This window comes from Marinobacter flavimaris, from assembly GCF_045057155.1.
GTDB lineage: Bacteria > Pseudomonadota > Gammaproteobacteria > Pseudomonadales > Oleiphilaceae > Marinobacter > Marinobacter manganoxydans.
The window spans coordinates 4367370-4385255 of sequence record NZ_CP171359.1; the positions used below are offsets into that span (position 1 = coordinate 4367370).

Genomic DNA, 17886 nt, shown 5'->3' on the forward strand with positions numbered 1-17886 from the left:
TTATTCCGGAAGTGAAAAAAGTGGATGATGGCTTGCGAACAGGCGCTCGAACGCTTTGGCTCGCATCTCAATGTCATGTGTGTCGCCGCCAAAAAGGCCGCCTACCACGGCGAGCATGTCGGCCCCGGCACGGATAAGAGGTTCGCCGTTGTCTGTGGTTACCCCGCCGATGGCGGTGATCGGGAGGCCGAAACGCTTCGCGTCGGTCAGCACACCGGGAGGCGCTGCCGGGGCGCCGGGTTTGGTCGACGACGTATAAAATCGCCCGAACGCCAGATAGTCCGCGCCCGCCCCCAGAGCAGCCTGTGCAAGTGCGAGATCGGCGTGACAGGTTATGCCGATTATGGCCTCATCACCGAGAAGGCGGCGGGCCGCTGCCACTGAGCCGTCCGTCTGACCCATGTGTACCCCGGCAGCCCCGACCCGTTTCGCGAGATCAGGATCGTCGTTGATCAGCAACGGAACGCCCGCATTTCGGCATACAGCCTGCAAACTGACCGCCTGGGAAATCCGTTCAGCCATCGGCGCGCTCTTTTCGCGGTATTGTACCATGACCGCGCCGCCCCGAAGCGCAGCCTCAACCGATTCGATCAGTGTTTCGGGTGGTGTCAGTACGCTGTCGGTAATGGCGTAGAGCCCCGGGCGCAGCCCTTTACTCATCGCTCCCACAGAATACCTCGATCCGGCACCGGCTGGCCTTTACCGACTTCCAGGGCGTGGAGTATGGCGCGATGAACGTAGTTCTGGGCCTGGGAAATGGCGGCGCGGGGCGATAGCCCGGAGGCTCTGCCGGCAGAAATGGCCGCTGCCAGGGTGCAGCCGGTGCCATGGTACTCACCACCGATTCGTTCAATTTCCCAGCGCATGGGCTCCGGGGCGTGGTTATAGAGCGTGTTGATAATGTGAATGCCGGTGCCGTGTCCACCAGTGGCCAGCACGGATTCGCAGCCGCCCTTCAGCAGATTGTCGGCGGCCTGATCGGCGTCTTCACTGTTGCCGAGCATGGCCAGTTCGACGCCATTGGGCGTGATCATTTCGGCCACGGGAAAGAGCTTCTCCTTCATCGCGCTGACCAGTTCGTCGTCGGCTAGATCACCGCCCCCTGCGGCTTTGATCACCGGGTCGGTAATCACGGGAATGCCCGGATGTTCACGGATGAAATCCACGAGCACATCCACCAACGCAGCATTGCCCAGGGCACCGGTTTTGATGGCATGAATCGGGGAATCATCGGCGAGACACTGGAGTTGTTTTCGGATCAGGTCAGCCGATACGGGCTCGGCGCCATACACGTTACGGGTGTCCTGCACAGTAAGACAGGTAAGAACCGGCAAGGGATGACAGCCAAGGGAGGTGACGGCCTGGATGTCGGCCTGAATGCCGGCGCCGCCGGACGGATCAAGGCCGGAAAGAATCAGAACCTGTGGTCGGGTGTAGCGTTTGATGACTCAGCTCCTCAAAACGGTTTGACAACAGCCAGGATAACAACGGCCAGAAGAACCAGCACCGGCAGTTCGTTGAACCATCGGTAGAACACGTGGCTTCTGGTGTTCTGGTCGTCCCGGAAGACCTTTACAAGGTGCCCGCAATAGAAATGGTAAACGATCAGAATGGCCACCAGAAACAGCTTGGCATGCATCCAGCCCTGGCTGAAATAGCCGGAGGCATTGTAACTGATCAGCCAGACACCGAAGACGACGGTGGCGACCATTGAAGGGGTGGTAATGCCCCGGTAAAGCTTGCGTTCCATGATCTTGAAGCGCTCACGACCGGGCTCGTCCTCGCAGGCCGCGTGGTAGACGAACAGTCTGGGCAGATAGAAAATGCCGGCGAACCAGCACACCAGTGAAATAATATGGAAGGCTTTCACCCACAGCATTCGTCAGCTCCGTCGGTATTGGTAGTAACTCTCGATATCGGCTTTCAGCACCACGCCGTATACCCGCTGGATCATTGGCGCGACGTGACGTTGTACGTAAAGGGCCTCGGCATTGGTTGCATCGAACTCGTTTAATGCCTCCTCGAGGGTGGCCTGATATTGCACGGGGGCCACGTCGCGACGGTTCGCAGGTATGTCCATCAGGTCAATGGACTCGGGCGGTTCGATCTCTTCCTCGGACACCAGCTTTTCGGTGTCCTCCAGATATCGGGCGAGATCCACCGCCGGCAACAGGGCGGTCGGCCCGCTGCTGCCCTCAACCACCAGCCACTTCGGCTCGGATTTCAGTACTTTCCGCGCTTCTTCTACTGTCAGGTGCCGTTCGGTGCGCAATATACTGCGATCCATGATTGCGCCAACCGATACCCGCCGCAGCGCCTGAATCACCGGGGAATTCTGATAGCTAAGCCCCTGGTTCTTGAGAATGGTCAGGAACAGTGACCTCTTTCCGAACGCCTCGCTGGTCACCAGGCTCGAGGTGGTGATGATCAGCATGCCCGGGAGGATGATGTTGGGGTTACGCGTGAGCTCCATCAATGCCATCAGGGCGGCGAGTGGCGCCTGCAGTACGGCGCCCATCATGGCTCCCATGCCGAGCATGGCGTAGAAGCCAACAGAGGAAGCCTGCTCCGGCATGATCTGGGCGCCAATCAGCCCCATGGCGCCGCCCAGGGTTGCCCCCATAAACAGGGTGGGGCCGATCACGCCACTTGGCATGCCCAGCCCGATGGAGAGCGATGTAATCACCAGTTTGGCGGCCCCGGCTCCGAGCAGGAGCCAGAACCCGAGTTCGCCGTTAATGGTTTCGTTGACGGTGTCGTAACCGATACCCATGGTTTCCGGAATAAAAATGGCAAATGGCACCATCAGAAGACCCGCAAACGTGATGCGCAACAGCACTGGGCGGTGGTGATGCTTGCCCATAGTGTCAACCAGCTGGATAAACAGCGCGGCCGAAATGCCGATAATCACCGCTATGGCGAGTATCCAGGGGATTTCCGTTAGCGAGTTCATGGTCAGCGCCGGCACGTTAAAGGCCGGCTCTGTGCCATAGACCGCCTGAGTAACGATGGCAGCGCTGACAGAGGCCAGGATAATCGGTGTAAAACCCGCAATGGTGTATTCCATCATCACCACTTCCATGGCGAAGATGACGCCGGAGATCGGCGTGTTGAAAGAGGCTGAAATGGCGGCCGCACAACCGCAGGCCACCAGTGTCCGGATGCTGTTGTTCGGAAGCCGCATCCACTGGCCCATCAGGCTGGAAAAAGCCGCTCCCAGGTGCACGGCAGGCCCCTCACGACCCGCCGACTGACCACTGACCACGGTGGCAACGCCCGAGATGAACTGCACGATCGCGCTGCGCATGGAAATGTAGCCCTGGTGGTAGTTCAGGCGCTCCATCACATGCACAATCCCGACCTTGCGGTCATGGGTGGCCAGACGATGCATCAGCAGCCCCAGACCGAGGGCGCCAGCCAGAGGCAGGAGCCCGCGGGTAATCAGGTCCAGTTGTTCGAAGGATTCGGAGCCATTCCCGGGCAGGAAATGCTCAAGCGGCCATTCGATAGCCAGCCGAAAAACCAGGATCACGCCGCCGGTAATCAACCCGGATAACAGGCCGAGTACGGCCAGTTGTGGCAATGCATCAACACCGGACAGTCGGCGCCGGAAAACAGGAATCAGATGCTCGGTAATCTGGTGCCAGATTTTCTGCATGAGGCCAGCGTTCCGGTGGATTTGGGTGGACTGTCAGAAAGATTCTGACAACATTGTAACGGTCGCCCTGAGGGCTGCAATAAGTCATTGGTTTATCATGGTAGACTACGGCGTCAAAGCTCTTAATTCTGATACGACGTCGCTGGAGAAAATGGTGATTAGAGTAGGCATCGTTGGAGGCACCGGCTACACCGGTGTGGAACTGCTGAGAATCCTCGCGGTTCACCCTGAAGTTTCGGTCAGTTGCATTACCTCCCGGTCTGAGGCGGGCATGCCGGTAGCGGACATGTATCCCAATTTGCGCGGCCATTATGACCTGGCGTTTTCGGAGCCGGATGTAGCCGTGCTTGGAGACTGCGATCTGGTTTTCTTCGCCACGCCTCATGGTGTGGCCATGAGAATGGTTCCGGAACTGATGTCGGCCGGCGTGCGTGTAGTGGATCTGTCCGCCGATTTTCGTCTGAAGGATCTGGATGTCTGGGCCAACTGGTATGGCATGGCCCATGAAAGCCCGGAATGGGCGGAGAAGGCGGTTTACGGACTGCCGGAAGTGGTGCGCGATGAGATTCGTACAGCTCAGCTGGTAGCCAACCCGGGTTGCTACCCGACAGCGGTCCAGTTGGGCTTCATCCCGTTGCTGGAGCAAGGATTGGTCGATCCCGCCCGCTTGATCGCGGACGCCAAATCCGGCGCCAGCGGCGCAGGCCGGCAGGGCAAGATTGGCATGCTGCACGGTGAGGTTGGTGAAAGCTTCAAGGCCTATGGCGCCTCCGGTCATCGCCATCTGCCGGAGATTCGCCAGGGCCTGTCTGGCGCGGCTGGCGGCGATGTGGGTGTGACCTTCGTTCCCCACTTGATTCCGATGATCCGCGGCATTGAGGCGACACTTTACGCCGAGCTGAAAAATCCGGCCGATTTTGATCGGCTGCAGGCGTTGTTTGAGGAGCGTTTTGCCGATGAGCCCTTTGTCGATGTCATGCCTTTCGGCAGCCATCCGGAAACCCGCAGTGTGCGCGGGGCGAACCAGTGTCGTATGGCGTTACACAGGCAGGAACAGAGCAATATCGTGATCGTCTCTTCCGTCATCGATAACCTGGTTAAAGGCGCGGCGGGGCAAGCGGTTCAGAATATGAACATCATGTTCGGCCTGAAAGAAACCATGGGGCTTGAGGCCCCGGCGTTGCTGCCTTGATGCCCAAGGGAAGATTGTGAGCGAACAACGAAAGCCGGCCGAAGAGTATGTGGTCATCCGTCATCGTCCGGGATACCGCCTGCGGAGAACGGCCATCCTGCTGGTGTTTACCGTTGTGGCGGCGATTGTCGGGTATGCCACGGGGCTGGCCCAGAGCGGTTTTCGTTTCTCCAGCGCCGAGGAGTCGAACCAGGTGCTGGAGAACGAAGTCCAGAAGCTGCGGGACGACTATCGCAAGGCCCGGCAACAGCTGATTAACCTGGAGCGTGGGCGGGCGATCGATGAGCAGGCCCTGAATCAGGCGCGAAAAACCATCGTGGATCTGGAAACCCGGATTGGATCACTGCAATCGGACCTGACTTTCTATAAAAACATCATGGCGCCGTCGGAAACCAGTAAAGGTCTCCAGGTAGACAGTTTTACGCTGGTTCGGGCCCGTAATCAGGACAACTATGACTTCAAGCTGGTGCTGACTCAGGTTGGCAACAACAAGAGCTACATTTCAGGTGTGGTGGCGGTGAATGTCATTGGTTTACGTGATGAAGAAAAAGAGGTCATCGCTTTGCGTGATCTTTCGGAGGATATAGCCGATCTCGGTGTGAAATTCCGTTTCCGGTATTTTCAGGATGTCGAAGGTTCCCTGAAACTGCCGGAAGAATTCGAACCGCTTGAGGTCCAGGTGGTAGCCCAGGCGGAGGGAAGAAAATCCTCGCAAGCCGAGCGCACCTTTAACTGGGACGATTTAACGGAGAACTGACATGCTTGGCAAGAAAAAGCAGAAACCGCGCCGGCCCACCGGCCATTTTGATACCCTGATTTCCTCACGAACGACCGTGGAAGGCGATGTGCATTTCAGCGGTGGGCTTCACGTGGATGGCCGTATTCGCGGTAAAGTGGTTGCCGATGAGGGCACCGATGCGGTACTGAGGGTCTCGGAAGTTGGCGAAGTAACCGGCGATATCAACGCGCCTCACGTCATTATTAACGGTACTGTGAACGGTGATGTTTACGCATCGGCACATCTTGAACTGGCGGAAAAAGCCTCTATTAATGGCAGCGTTTACTACAACCTGATCGAAATGGCGATGGGTGCCTCGGTAAACGGCAATCTGGTGCACCAGCGGGAGCCTGTCGGGCTGCTTTCCCAGGATGCAAAAGCTGCCGGATCCGTTCAAAAACAGGCTTCTGCCGGTGATCAGACTCCGGAGTCCGAGGATGGTGGAAAGTCCGAATAGTTGATTGTTTTAGTCAGGAATACCATAATCGCCTGAGTTGTTCACGATAATCCGGAGGCGAACTTGAGCGCAGTTCAGCAACAAATAGCTACACCGCTGTTCTTCAGTGACAGTGCCGTTGCCAAAGTACGTGAGTTGATCGAGGAAGAAGAAAATCCCGAACTCAAACTCCGCGTCTTTGTGACGGGCGGGGGCTGCTCCGGATTTCAGTACGGCTTCTCGTTTGATGAAAGCCAGGATGAGGAGGACACCGTGATCGAGCGTGATGGCGTTTCTCTTCTGGTGGATCCGATGAGTTACCAGTATCTGGTGGGCGCTACGATTGATTATCAGGAAGGCCTGCAGGGCTCACAGTTCGTGGTTCAGAACCCCAATGCCAGCTCCACTTGCGGGTGTGGTAGCTCCTTCTCCATCTGATTGGCAGTGGTTTTCAGGCCGGGTAAATGGCACCCAGAATACGAGGGCCAGATGCTCCGGTCACGTCCGGCAGGTTGCCGGGCTTTCCTTCCAGCGCCTGCTTTGCCAGCCAGGCAAAGGCGACAGGCTCCACCAGTTGAGGGTCTAATCCCAGCTCCGTTGTGAGTGAAAGCGAAACGCCGGGAAGTGCTTTGGCGAACGCCTCCATCAGCAGCGGATTGCGTGCCCCGCCACCACACACGTAAATCCTGAGATCCGAAATCTCGGGCAGTTGCTGCACGACGCTTTTGACGGTTAATTCGAGCAGGGTCCTCTGAATATCTTCGGCTGGAATGTCCCGGTGGCGGCTTACCAGTGTTTTCACCCAATCAAGATTGAACCGCTCTTTGCCCGTGCTTTTCGGGGGTGCCTTCGAGAAATAGGCATCGGAGAGCATGTCATCAAGAAGTTCCTGGTTAATCGAACCCTCCATGGCCCAATGACCGTCGCTGTCGAAAGGCAGCCCGGTCTGGTCGAGGCACCAGGCATCCATCAGCGCATTGGCAGGGCCCGTGTCAAAACCGGTTGCCGGTATCTCGTCACTGGCGGGGAGCCAGGTAATGTTGGCGATTCCCCCGAGGTTGAGAATGCAGCGGTTCTCCTCATCTGAGCTGAAAAAGGCCTTGTGGAAGGCCGGGACCAGCGGTGCGCCCTGGCCTCCGGCGGCCATGTCCCGTCGTCGGAAGTCCGCAACTGTTGTGATGTTGGTGGCTTCGGACAGCACGCAAGGGTTGCCGATCTGTATGGAGAAAGGTGCGGTGCCAGAAGGCTGGTGTCGAATGGTTTGTCCATGGCTGCCAATGCCCCGAATCTTCGCCCGATCGAATCCCGATCTTTGGATGACCGCGTCCGCGGCCTGGGCAAACAGATGACCGACCAGAGTATCCAGTTCGCCGATTTCGTCGGGTTCGGCCTGGTTCTGGCTGGCGGCAATGAGTCGGTGGCGAATCTGATCGGGGTAGGGGATCGTGTGCGATGCGTGGATCTTTACGGCGCTGTGATTGAAAGACACCAGCACGGCATCAATGCCATCCATGCTGGTGCCTGACATCAATCCAATCCAGGCTTCCATTTGTTTCTCAGTCGTCTGAAGCCAGTGCGAGTTGCTGATAGCTCTCGCGGAACACGTCAAACTGCGCGATTCGCTGTTCGGTGAATTGCTTGAATCGGGCCATCTCGGAAGACGGAATGGGCTTGGCGTCCGGCAACTTGACCGTGCGGGAGTTGCGCGGCGACCCGTTCAGCCTGAACTCATAGTGCAGGTGAGGTCCGGTTACCATGCCCGATGAACCAACATGCCCGATGGTTTGGCCCTGCTTGACTCGGGTGCCATTCTTGATGCCTTTACCCAGGCGGCTCATGTGTGCATACAGCGTGGTGATGTTGTCGCCGTGCTGGAGGATGACAGTTCGTCCGTAACCACCTTTCCAGCCTGCGAATTTCACCCGACCGGAACCTGCCGCCTTGATGGGAGTTCCGGGAGGCGCTGCGTAATCGGTGCCTTCATGCGGACGTACTACGTCCAGAACGGGATGGCGGCGCTGAAGGTTGAACGGAGAAGAAATCCGGGCATTGATGGGGGTTCGCAGGAATGCCTTGCGCATGCTTTTGCCATCGGGAGCGTAGTAATCGCTGTCGCCATTGCTGTCGGTATAAAGCAGTGCGAGGTTTTCTTCGCCGCGGTTAACGAATCGTGCAGACAGGATCCGGCCGGTGTCGAACTTTTCGCCGTCTAGGTAGAGTTCTTCGTAAACCACTTCGAACTGGTCGCCCTTCCGGACGTCGTAGACAAAGTCGATATCCCAGCCGAAGATGCCTGCCAGCTCCATGGTCAGGCTGTCGTTGAGGCCCGCTTCGCGCGCAGCCAGATAGAGGGAGCCGTCAATGGTGCCTGATGCAAAGGCTGGCCGCGCTTCCGGTTTGCGAACTTCGGTTTCGCCGGTAAAGCTTTCGCCTTCTTTGGTAATCTTCAGGGTTTCCAGGCGGTTTCTCTGCAAGTCGATGGCAGCAAGCCCACCGTCTTCGGTTGTCGCAAAACGAATGGTTTCGCCGGCGTACAGGCGCTGGAGTTTTTCGGCCTCTCCGTCGCCATGAATAACCGAAAGCATGATGCCGTCGTTAAAGCCAGCTTTCTTGAACAGGGAGGACAGCGTGTCACCAGACTTGATCGCGAAGGTTTGCCATTCAATTTCCGGCAACTTCGGAGCGACAGGTTGCTCGGGAGCGGAAACGCTTGCCTGCTGCGTAGCCTCTGTCAGGACATCGGATTCAGGCGCTTTCGGCTGGGTGTCCGCAACGGGAGCCTCTGTCGGCATTGCTTGCTCAGGCGCTGCGCCGGTTTCGGAAACGGTGCCTTGCTCCAGATCCAGGGCATAGGACATCCGTTTGGCTTCAACGTTGCTGCTGGGGCTCATGAGAATGGCAGCGGTAACAACAACGGTAGCCGCGGCAGCAATGGTAATGTGAGTTTTAGGAAACATTTTCAGCACGTATCGCACCCGTTTTAATCGGTATTACGGCAGCTTGTACTACCTAATTAAAGCTGTTGTTCAAGTATAGTCCAACAGATTACCGTATAAAATGCATGCGGGACAGCGTGGAACATTACGGTTGCTGCTCCATCCTCCGGATTTCTTTTGACAGCGTTGTTATAATACGCCGCCCTGCAAAGTCGGTGTTGGCCAAAATCTGGTCAGCATACTGTAGCAGGGGAACAGGTAACTCACAGATTTCTTTTGTTGAACTCTGTAACTGACAGAATCTTTCCAAGATCAAAGCGGGGACGTGTTGTTCATGGCATCCATTGATGAAGCGTTGGCGATAATCAAGCGAGGCGTAGACGAACTCATTCCGGAAGATGAGCTCATCGAAAAATTGAAGGAAGGTCGTCCGCTGCGGATTAAGGCGGGTTTCGACCCCACTGCGCCGGACCTTCATCTTGGGCACACCGTTCTTATTAACAAGCTGCGGCAGTTTCAGGATCTTGGTCACGAGGTGATGTTTCTGATTGGAGATTTCACCGGAATGATCGGTGACCCCACCGGGAAAAGCGCCACGCGTCCTCCTCTAACAGAGCAGCAGGTCGCCGAGAACGCGGTCAGCTATAAAGAGCAGGTGTTCAAGATTCTTGATCCCGCGAAAACGCGCGTCATGTTCAATTCCGACTGGATGGGTAAGATGAGCGCCGCCGATATGATCAAGCTTGCCGGGCAATACACCGTTGCGCGAATGCTGGAGCGGGATGACTTCACCAAGCGCTACCGCGCCGAGCAGGCGATTGCGATTCACGAGTTCCTTTACCCGTTGGTTCAGGGGTATGACTCTGTCGCCATGGAGGCCGATGTTGAGCTGGGCGGGACCGACCAGAAGTTCAATCTTCTGATGGGGCGAATTCTCCAAAAGCACTACGGTCAATCGCCCCAGGTGATCCTTACCATGCCGATTTTGGAGGGGCTCGACGGTGTTCAGAAGATGTCCAAGTCTCTGGGCAATTATGTGGGCGTGAATGACTCGCCAGGTGAGATGTACACCAAGTTGCTTTCCATGCCGGATGATCTTCTATGGCGTTACTTCGAGCTGTTGAGCTTCCGGCCGCTTGCAGAGGTGGAGGAGTTCCGTAAGGCTGTCGCCGATGGTGCTAACCCGCAGGACTATAAGAAGTTGCTGGCGGAAGAGATTATTGCCCGGTTCCACGATGAGGAGGCAGCTCGCACTGCCCACAAGTCCGCCGGTAACCGAGTGGCGCTCGGCGAGATCCCGGACAATGTGCCGACTGTCGAAGTGCCTTTAGAGGGTCAGTCCGAGATTCCGATGGCGGCGGTGCTTCGCCTGGCGGGTTTGGTCAAGAACGGCGCGGCAGCCCGGGATGTCCTGGGGCGTGGTGCGGTATTTGTCGATGGTCAGAAATTCGAAGGCGATCGGATGTTTGTGGAAGGCGATGATTGCGTAATCCAGGCTGGCAAGAAGAAGATCGCCCGGGTTCTGATTACTGTCTGATCGATTTGGGGCGATTTTGAGTTTTTTTCAGAATCGCCGTTGACACCCTCGGGCAGGTCTGTAGAATGCGCATCTCTTTCGAGGGGAGCACCGCTGAGGCGGCTGAGGAATCGAAAGATAACTGTTTGAAAGCGCTGAAGAAAATGAGTTTCAAAATTCTTCAGAAAGCAGTTGACAGGCAAGCGATTCACTGTAGAATGCGCGCCTCGAAACAAGCAGTAAGCCGGGTCATTTTTCGGCGCTTTCCGGAGACGGAAAACATCGAAAAATAAACGGTTGACAAGGCGGCGCTACGATGTAGAATACGCGGCCTTGATTGAGCAACAGCTCAAACGCTCTTTAAAAAGTTGACCAAGTAATTCGTGTGGGCGCTGGCCGAGGTATTTCGGATATGAAATATCAGGACAGTGACTCGTCGAAATTGAGTTTTGTCTTGAGCAAGAATAGAGAATCTTCGGATTCTTGTATGATTTAAACTGAAGAGTTTGATCATGGCTCAGATTGAACGCTGGCGGCAGGCTTAACACATGCAAGTCGAGCGGTAACAGATCTAGCTTGCTAGATGCTGACGAGCGGCGGACGGGTGAGTAATGCATAGGAAACTGCCCAGTAGTGGGGGATAGCCCGGGGAAACCCGGATTAATACCGCGTACGCCCTTCGGGGGAAAGCAGGGGATCTTCGGACCTTGCGCTATTGGATGTGCCTATGTCGGATTAGCTAGTTGGTGGGGTAAAGGCCTACCAAGGCGACGATCCGTAGCTGGTCTGAGAGGATGATCAGCCACATCGGGACTGAGACACGGCCCGAACTCCTACGGGAGGCAGCAGTGGGGAATATTGGACAATGGGGGCAACCCTGATCCAGCCATGCCGCGTGTGTGAAGAAGGCTTTCGGGTTGTAAAGCACTTTCAGTGAGGAGGAAAACTCTGCGACTAATACTCGTAGGGCTTGACGTTACTCACAGAAGAAGCACCGGCTAACTCCGTGCCAGCAGCCGCGGTAATACGGAGGGTGCAAGCGTTAATCGGAATTACTGGGCGTAAAGCGCGCGTAGGTGGTTTGGTAAGCGAGATGTGAAAGCCCCGGGCTTAACCTGGGAACGGCATTTCGAACTGTCAGGCTAGAGTATGGTAGAGGGTAGTGGAATTTCCTGTGTAGCGGTGAAATGCGTAGATATAGGAAGGAACACCAGTGGCGAAGGCGGCTACCTGGACCAATACTGACACTGAGGTGCGAAAGCGTGGGGAGCAAACAGGATTAGATACCCTGGTAGTCCACGCCGTAAACGATGTCTACTAGCCGTTGGGACTCTTGAAGTCTTAGTGGCGCAGCTAACGCACTAAGTAGACCGCCTGGGGAGTACGGCCGCAAGGTTAAAACTCAAATGAATTGACGGGGGCCCGCACAAGCGGTGGAGCATGTGGTTTAATTCGACGCAACGCGAAGAACCTTACCTGGCCTTGACATGCAGAGAACTTTCCAGAGATGGATTGGTGCCTTCGGGAACTCTGACACAGGTGCTGCATGGCCGTCGTCAGCTCGTGTCGTGAGATGTTGGGTTAAGTCCCGTAACGAGCGCAACCCCTATCCCTAGTTGCTAGCAGTTCGGCTGAGAACTCTAGGGAGACTGCCGGTGACAAACCGGAGGAAGGTGGGGATGACGTCAGGTCATCATGGCCCTTACGGCCAGGGCTACACACGTGCTACAATGGTGCGCACAGAGGGCTGCAAACCCGCGAGGGGGAGCCAATCTCACAAAACGCATCGTAGTCCGGATCGCAGTCTGCAACTCGACTGCGTGAAGTCGGAATCGCTAGTAATCGTGAATCAGAATGTCACGGTGAATACGTTCCCGGGCCTTGTACACACCGCCCGTCACACCATGGGAGTGGATTGCACCAGAAGTGGTTAGTCTAACCTTCGGGAGGACGATCACCACGGTGTGGTTCATGACTGGGGTGAAGTCGTAACAAGGTAGCCGTAGGGGAACCTGCGGCTGGATCACCTCCTTAAACGAAGCCGAACGCTTCGGTCAGAGTCCACACGAATTACTTGGTTAGCTGAATAAAGAGAGCAGATGGGTCGTTGCAGGCCCGTGTTTTTGGGTCTGTAGCTCAGGTGGTTAGAGCGCACCCCTGATAAGGGTGAGGTCGGTGGTTCAAGTCCACCCAGACCCACCAGAATTTCACTGCTCGTCGTTGTCAAAGCACTTGCATAGCAGGCTATGCGGCGCACTTTGACGCCTAGATCAGCAAAATCCTGGTCTTGGAGACGATAGCAGGGCGCAGGACAGATTGCGTTAATCTAGGCGCAGCTTGAATGAGTGAAGGAGTGACCCTCGATGGGTCATGACTGATGCGAATGAATGCTGCAACGACGAGTAACGGAAGCTGGACAAGTTCTGGGGCTATAGCTCAGCTGGGAGAGCGCCTGCCTTGCACGCAGGAGGTCGGCAGTTCGATCCTGCCTAGCTCCACCAAATTACTGACTAACTTCGGTTAGCAGTGTACAGAAACAAGCTTTTCAGTTGTGTGACTCGATTAAGAGTTGTGGCTGAAGATCTTCTTTCTGATCACTGGGTCAGATTTGCTCTTTAACAAATTGGACGAGATAGAACACGATTGATGGATTCCATTATCTCCGGAATTCATTGATCAGAGTGATAACGATTTCAAGCGTTATCCGGTGTTGTCGTTGAAGTGGTTGTTCTATTGCTTCAAGTGGCTGTCTCGAAGAAACCTCTGAATCAGGCTTGCCTGGTGATGGGTGTGGATTCGTGATCAGTTGTCTTGGGGTTATATAGTCAAGCAACTAAGCGCATACGGTGGATGCCTTGGCAGTCAGAGGCGATGAAAGACGTGGAAGCCTGCGATAAGGTTCGGGGAGCTGGCAAACAAGCTGTGATCCGGGCATTTCTGAATGGGGAAACCCACCGACTTTCGGGTCGGTATCTTGCACTGAATACATAGGTGTAAGAGGCGAACCGGGGGAACTGAAACATCTAAGTACCCCGAGGAAAAGAAATCAACCGAGATTCCCTAAGTAGCGGCGAGCGAACGGGGATTAGCCCTTAAGCTAGACAACTGGTAGGAGAAGGCTCTGGAAAGTGCCGCCATAGTGGGTGATAGCCCCGTATCCGAAACCTGAGTCTGGTGAAATCGAGTAGGACGGGACACGTGATATCCTGTCTGAACATGGGGGGACCATCCTCCAAGGCTAAATACTCCTGACTGACCGATAGTGAACCAGTACCGTGAGGGAAAGGCGAAAAGAACCCCTGTGAGGGGAGTGAAATAGATCCTGAAACCGTATGCGTACAAGCAGTCGGAGCGGACTTGTTCCGTGACGGCGTACCTTTTGTATAATGGGTCAGCGACTTATGTTCAGTGGCGAGGTTAACCGTTTAGGGGAGCCGTAGGGAAACCGAGTCTGAATAGGGCGATTTAGTCGCTGGGCATAGACCCGAAACCGGGCGATCTATCCATGAGCAGGTTGAAGGTGCCGTAACAGGCACTGGAGGACCGAACCCACTGTCGTTGAAAAGCCAGGGGATGACTTGTGGATCGGAGTGAAAGGCTAATCAAGCCCGGAGATAGCTGGTTCTCCCCGAAAGCTATTTAGGTAGCGCCTCGGACGAATACCACAGGGGGTAGAGCACTGTTTCGGCTAGGGGGTCATCCCGACTTACCAACCCGATGCAAACTCCGAATACCTGTGAGTACTATCCGGGAGACACACGGCGGGTGCTAACGTCCGTCGTGAAGAGGGAAACAACCCAGACCGCCAGCTAAGGTCCCCAAGTACCAGTTAAGTGGGAAACGATGTGGGAAGGCTCAGACAGCTAGGAGGTTGGCTTAGAAGCAGCCATCCTTTAAAGAAAGCGTAATAGCTCACTAGTCGAGTCGGCCTGCGCGGAAGATGTAACGGGGCTCAAACTGGTCACCGAAGCTGCGGCTGCATACTTTGTATGCGGGGTAGGGGAGCGTTCTGTAAGCCTGCGAAGGTGTGTTGAGAAGCATGCTGGAGGTATCAGAAGTGCGAATGCTGACATGAGTAACGACAATGCGGGTGAAAAACCCGCACGCCGGAAGACCAAGGGTTCCTGCGCAACGCTAATCGGCGCAGGGTGAGTCGGCCCCTAAGGCGAGACCGAAAGGTGTAGTCGATGGGAAACGGGTTAATATTCCCGTACCTTGGATAGCTGCGATGGAGAGACGGAGAAGGCTAGGTGAGCCGGGCGACGGTTGTCCCGGTTTAAGCGAGTAGGGAGTGGACTTAGGCAAATCCGGGTCCACAATCTCGAGACGCGACGACGACTGCTCTTAGAGCGGGAAGTCATTGATGCCCTGCTTCCAGGAAAATCTTCTAAGCTTCAGGCTATTCGAGACCGTACCCCAAACCGACACAGGTGGTCAGGTAGAGAATACCAAGGCGCTTGAGAGAACTCGGGTAAAGGAACTAGGCAAAATGGTGCCGTAACTTCGGGAGAAGGCACGCTGGTGGTAAGTGAAATCCCTGCGGGTGGAGCTGAAGCCAGTCGAAGATACCAGGCCCCTGCGACTGTTTATTAAAAACACAGCACTGTGCAAACACGAAAGTGGACGTATACGGTGTGACGCCTGCCCGGTGCCGGAAGGTTAATTGATGGGGTTAGCGCTTGCGCGAAGCTCTTGATCGAAGCCCCGGTAAACGGCGGCCGTAACTATAACGGTCCTAAGGTAGCGAAATTCCTTGTCGGGTAAGTTCCGACCTGCACGAATGGCGTAACGATGGGGGCGCTGTCTCTACCCGAGACTCAGTGAAATTGAAATCGCCGTGAAGATGCGGTGTATCCGCGGCTAGACGGAAAGACCCCGTGAACCTTTACTATAGCTTCACAGTGAACTTTGAGCATGTTTGTGTAGGATAGCTGGGAGGCTTTGAAGTGGGAACGCCAGTTCTCATGGAGCCAACCTTGAAATACCAGCCTGACATGTTTGAGGTTCTAACTTGGTCCCCTTATCGGGGATGAGGACACTGTGTGGTGGGTAGTTTGACTGGGGCGGTCTCCTCCCAAAGCGTAACGGAGGAGCACAAAGGTGGGCTAAGCATGGTCGGACATCATGCGGTTAGTGTAATGGCACAAGCCCGCTTAACTGCGAGACAGACACGTCGAGCAGGTACGAAAGTAGGTCATAGTGATCCGGTGGTTCTGTATGGAAGGGCCATCGCTCAACGGATAAAAGGTACTCCGGGGATAACAGGCTGATACCGCCCAAGAGTTCACATCGACGGCGGTGTTTGGCACCTCGATGTCGGCTCATCACATCCTGGGGCTGAAGCCGGTCCCAAGGGTATGGCTGTTCGCCATTTAAAGTGGTACGCGAGCTGGGTTTAGAACGTCGTGAGACAGTTCGGTCCCTATCTGCCGTGGACGTTGGAGATTTGAGGAAAGCTGCTCCTAGTACGAGAGGACCGGAGTGGACGAACCTCTGGTGTTCGGGTTGTGACGCCAGTCGCATTGCCCGGTAGCTATGTTCGGACAGGATAACCGCTGAAAGCATCTAAGCGGGAAGCCCCTTCCAAGATGAGATCTCCCTGGACCCTCGAGGTCCCTGAAGAGCCGTTCAAGACCAGGACGTTGATAGGTCGGGTGTGTAAGCGCTGCGAGGCGTTGAGCTAACCGATACTAATTGCTCGTGCGGCTTGACTATATAACACCCAAGACAATTGCGGATAACGCAGAGCCTAACCGCTCAAACGAAATCAACATCACTCAGTTCCTTCTCGTCCCCCAGTGATCAACCGTTTTGCCTGACGACCATAGCGGTCTGGAACCACCTGATCCCATCCCGAACTCAGAAGTGAAACAGACCAGCGCCGATGGTAGTGTGGCGTTGCCCATGTGAGAGTAGGTCATCGTCAGGCTCCTAATACCGAAAACCCCAGCATCCTCGATGCTGGGGTTTTTTATTGCCTGAAATTTGGCAAATGCCAAAACCATGACATTGCGCACAGTGACAACATGTAACCGAGGTTACACTTCTGTAAAAGAACTGGCTAAAACAACACCAAAAATCCAAGCCAGCCTCAGAGACGCTCATCAGTCATCTTTAAATCAGCCGCCAATAACAAGAAGCGGCCGCGGTGAGATGTGACTATGAGTAAACCATTTTATTCGCTTCTCCTCCTGCCTTTACTGGCTTCGGGGGTCAACGCCGAACTGCGCCCGATTTCAGATCGACAGATGTCTGAAGTCACAGGGCAGGCCTTTGTATCGGTTGACCGCCAGTACCATCCTGATGCCAACGACAACACCGCCTATACCCGGGTCAATCTCGGAATGGACATTGAAATCCAGACCAATGTGGATGTGCTGGAAATGGGCCGTTACGACCGGGAAGGTGAGAAACCGGGCACTTCGGATGTCTATATTGAAGATTTTGCCCTTGGATACATTAACAATCAGGCTTACTTTGACGCCAATCCCAAAGCTCCGAGACAGCGAAAGCCCGATGGCAGCGCCTATGCAGAGGGGGAGATCGTTCCTTTCTTGATCCAGAATCCGTTTCTGGAGTTTGCCTTCGATGAACAAACTGAAGAAGTGGTCGGCTTCCGACTGGGTTTCGGTGAATCCATGGGTGTCCTGTCCGGCAAGATTGAAACGCTGACTGGCAATGTGAACGTGGACATCATTGACCGCGGTGAAGGGCTGAGCCAGGCCAGCTCAAGCGGTAACCTTTTTGACCAAATCATCGTGCTCCTCACCCCTCTACTCGAAGGCGGTAGTCCATTATCCACCAAGGCAGAGCTGGTTTACGGTGCGGAGGGCGATCCAAACATTGGCTCCCTGGACCCGGTAAGAGCGGAATACATCGGTATTCCGGATGGCGAACGGTTCATTCTCGAAGGCGCAAGCGGCTTTACCCGCTGGTCGGTAAAGAATCTGATCGGCTGGGGGTCGAGTTCCCGAATCGAGGTTCCGGATTGTTCCTTTTTCAGCTGTTCAGGCGGTGACATTTATGTTTACGCGGAGGACTGCCTGGTCCTTGGAATAGATTCCTGTTTCGACCTGGATATCTATAACAGCTTCCCGGTAGGAGAGGTTGGTGAGGTCAATGGCGAGCGGCGTATCACCGGGCCGGCCGACGGTGCTTTTATCTCATTCCAGACCAAAGATCTTGATTGGCTGAAGGATGTAAAGAAAACAGACTTCACGCCCGAAGATTTTATCAAGGCCACATCAGGTGCCTTCTTCAATATTCCCAACGGCGCTACTGAGGTCAATCTCAACGAGGCGCTCTATGGCACCCAGCGTTACCGCACCGAATACATCGACCGCGGCAAAGGTCTGTTCTGAGGAGCTTCG

The 17886-nt window shown here is 55.3% G+C and carries 13 protein-coding genes, 2 tRNA genes and 3 rRNA genes; 12 read left to right on the plus strand and 6 right to left on the minus strand.

Annotation, left to right across the window (positions count from 1 at the left end; all coding sequences use genetic code 11):
- The 4 genes from thiE to ACGK9W_RS20365 are packed head-to-tail and all read right to left on the minus strand — an operon-like array spanning position 1 to position 3658.
- On the minus strand, positions 1 to 660 hold the full coding sequence (gene thiE / locus ACGK9W_RS20350; RefSeq protein ID WP_008173154.1) for a thiamine phosphate synthase: 660 nt from the start codon (positions 658 to 660) through the stop codon (positions 1 to 3).
- A complete protein-coding gene (locus ACGK9W_RS20355; protein WP_273070309.1) occupies positions 657 to 1415 on the minus strand; it encodes a hydroxymethylpyrimidine/phosphomethylpyrimidine kinase in 759 nt (252 codons plus the stop codon). Before ACGK9W_RS20355 ends, thiE begins: the two co-directional genes overlap by 4 nt.
- A 41-nt stretch (positions 1416 to 1456) precedes the next feature.
- Complete coding sequence (gene hemJ / locus ACGK9W_RS20360; protein ID WP_405418451.1) at positions 1457 to 1879, minus strand: protoporphyrinogen oxidase HemJ; 423 nt, start codon at positions 1877 to 1879, stop codon at positions 1457 to 1459.
- Positions 1880 to 1882: 3 nt separating this feature from the next.
- Positions 1883 to 3658: a chloride channel protein gene (locus tag ACGK9W_RS20365; protein WP_405418453.1), complete on the minus strand. Its 1776-nt coding sequence runs from the start codon at positions 3656 to 3658 to the stop codon at positions 1883 to 1885.
- Positions 3659 to 3812: 154 nt separating this feature from the next.
- Here ACGK9W_RS20365 and argC point away from each other — a divergent pair, with 154 nt between their 5' ends.
- The 4 genes from argC to erpA all read left to right on the plus strand — a co-directional run bounded on the left by argC (position 3813) and on the right by erpA (position 6502).
- The gene (gene argC, locus ACGK9W_RS20370) at positions 3813 to 4850 is read left to right on the plus strand and encodes an N-acetyl-gamma-glutamyl-phosphate reductase (RefSeq protein ID WP_405421123.1); all 1038 of its coding nucleotides are present in this window, start codon (positions 3813 to 3815) and stop codon (positions 4848 to 4850) included.
- Positions 4851 to 4866: 16 nt separating this feature from the next.
- Positions 4867 to 5607, plus strand: coding sequence for a DUF6776 family protein (locus ACGK9W_RS20375; RefSeq protein ID WP_286811486.1), 741 nt, complete (start codon positions 4867 to 4869; stop codon positions 5605 to 5607).
- A gap of 1 nt (position 5608) precedes the next feature.
- Positions 5609 to 6085: a polymer-forming cytoskeletal protein gene (locus ACGK9W_RS20380; protein WP_405418456.1), complete on the plus strand. Its 477-nt coding sequence runs from the start codon at positions 5609 to 5611 to the stop codon at positions 6083 to 6085.
- Between the two features lie 63 nt (positions 6086 to 6148).
- Complete coding sequence (erpA, locus tag ACGK9W_RS20385) at positions 6149 to 6502, plus strand: iron-sulfur cluster insertion protein ErpA (protein WP_008173146.1); 354 nt, start codon at positions 6149 to 6151, stop codon at positions 6500 to 6502.
- Between the two features lie 13 nt (positions 6503 to 6515).
- Here erpA and ACGK9W_RS20390 read toward each other — a convergent pair whose 3' ends face one another.
- Complete coding sequence (locus ACGK9W_RS20390) at positions 6516 to 7613, minus strand: anhydro-N-acetylmuramic acid kinase (protein WP_273084991.1); 1098 nt, start codon at positions 7611 to 7613, stop codon at positions 6516 to 6518.
- Positions 7614 to 7620: 7 nt separating this feature from the next.
- Entirely contained in the window at positions 7621 to 9030 is a 1410-nt protein-coding gene (locus ACGK9W_RS20395; RefSeq protein WP_008173144.1) for an OapA family protein, read from the minus strand.
- A gap of 304 nt (positions 9031 to 9334) precedes the next feature.
- Between ACGK9W_RS20395 and tyrS the strand changes: the two genes are divergently transcribed.
- The 8 genes from tyrS (at position 9335) to ACGK9W_RS20435 (ending at position 17877) form a co-directional block, all read left to right on the plus strand.
- A complete protein-coding gene (gene tyrS / locus ACGK9W_RS20400; protein WP_008173142.1) occupies positions 9335 to 10537 on the plus strand; it encodes a tyrosine--tRNA ligase in 1203 nt (400 codons plus the stop codon).
- A gap of 65 nt (positions 10538 to 10602) precedes the next feature.
- On the plus strand, positions 10603 to 10809 hold the full coding sequence (locus tag ACGK9W_RS20405; RefSeq protein ID WP_273070307.1) for a hypothetical protein: 207 nt from the start codon (positions 10603 to 10605) through the stop codon (positions 10807 to 10809).
- Between the two features lie 201 nt (positions 10810 to 11010).
- Positions 11011 to 12550: ribosomal RNA gene (locus ACGK9W_RS20410) — 16S ribosomal RNA — on the plus strand.
- A 91-nt stretch (positions 12551 to 12641) separates the two neighbouring features.
- Positions 12642 to 12718, plus strand: a tRNA-Ile gene (locus ACGK9W_RS20415).
- 223 nt (positions 12719 to 12941) lie between these two features.
- Positions 12942 to 13017, plus strand: a tRNA-Ala gene (locus ACGK9W_RS20420).
- 322 nt (positions 13018 to 13339) lie between these two features.
- Positions 13340 to 16231, plus strand: a 23S ribosomal RNA gene (locus ACGK9W_RS20425).
- Between the two features lie 99 nt (positions 16232 to 16330).
- Positions 16331 to 16445, plus strand: a 5S ribosomal RNA gene (rrf, locus tag ACGK9W_RS20430).
- The 16S, 23S and 5S rRNA genes sit together here with 2 tRNA genes alongside, the layout of an rRNA operon.
- A gap of 232 nt (positions 16446 to 16677) precedes the next feature.
- The gene (locus tag ACGK9W_RS20435) at positions 16678 to 17877 is read left to right on the plus strand and encodes a hypothetical protein (protein WP_041644920.1); all 1200 of its coding nucleotides are present in this window, start codon (positions 16678 to 16680) and stop codon (positions 17875 to 17877) included.
- Positions 17878 to 17886 lie beyond the last annotated feature (9 nt).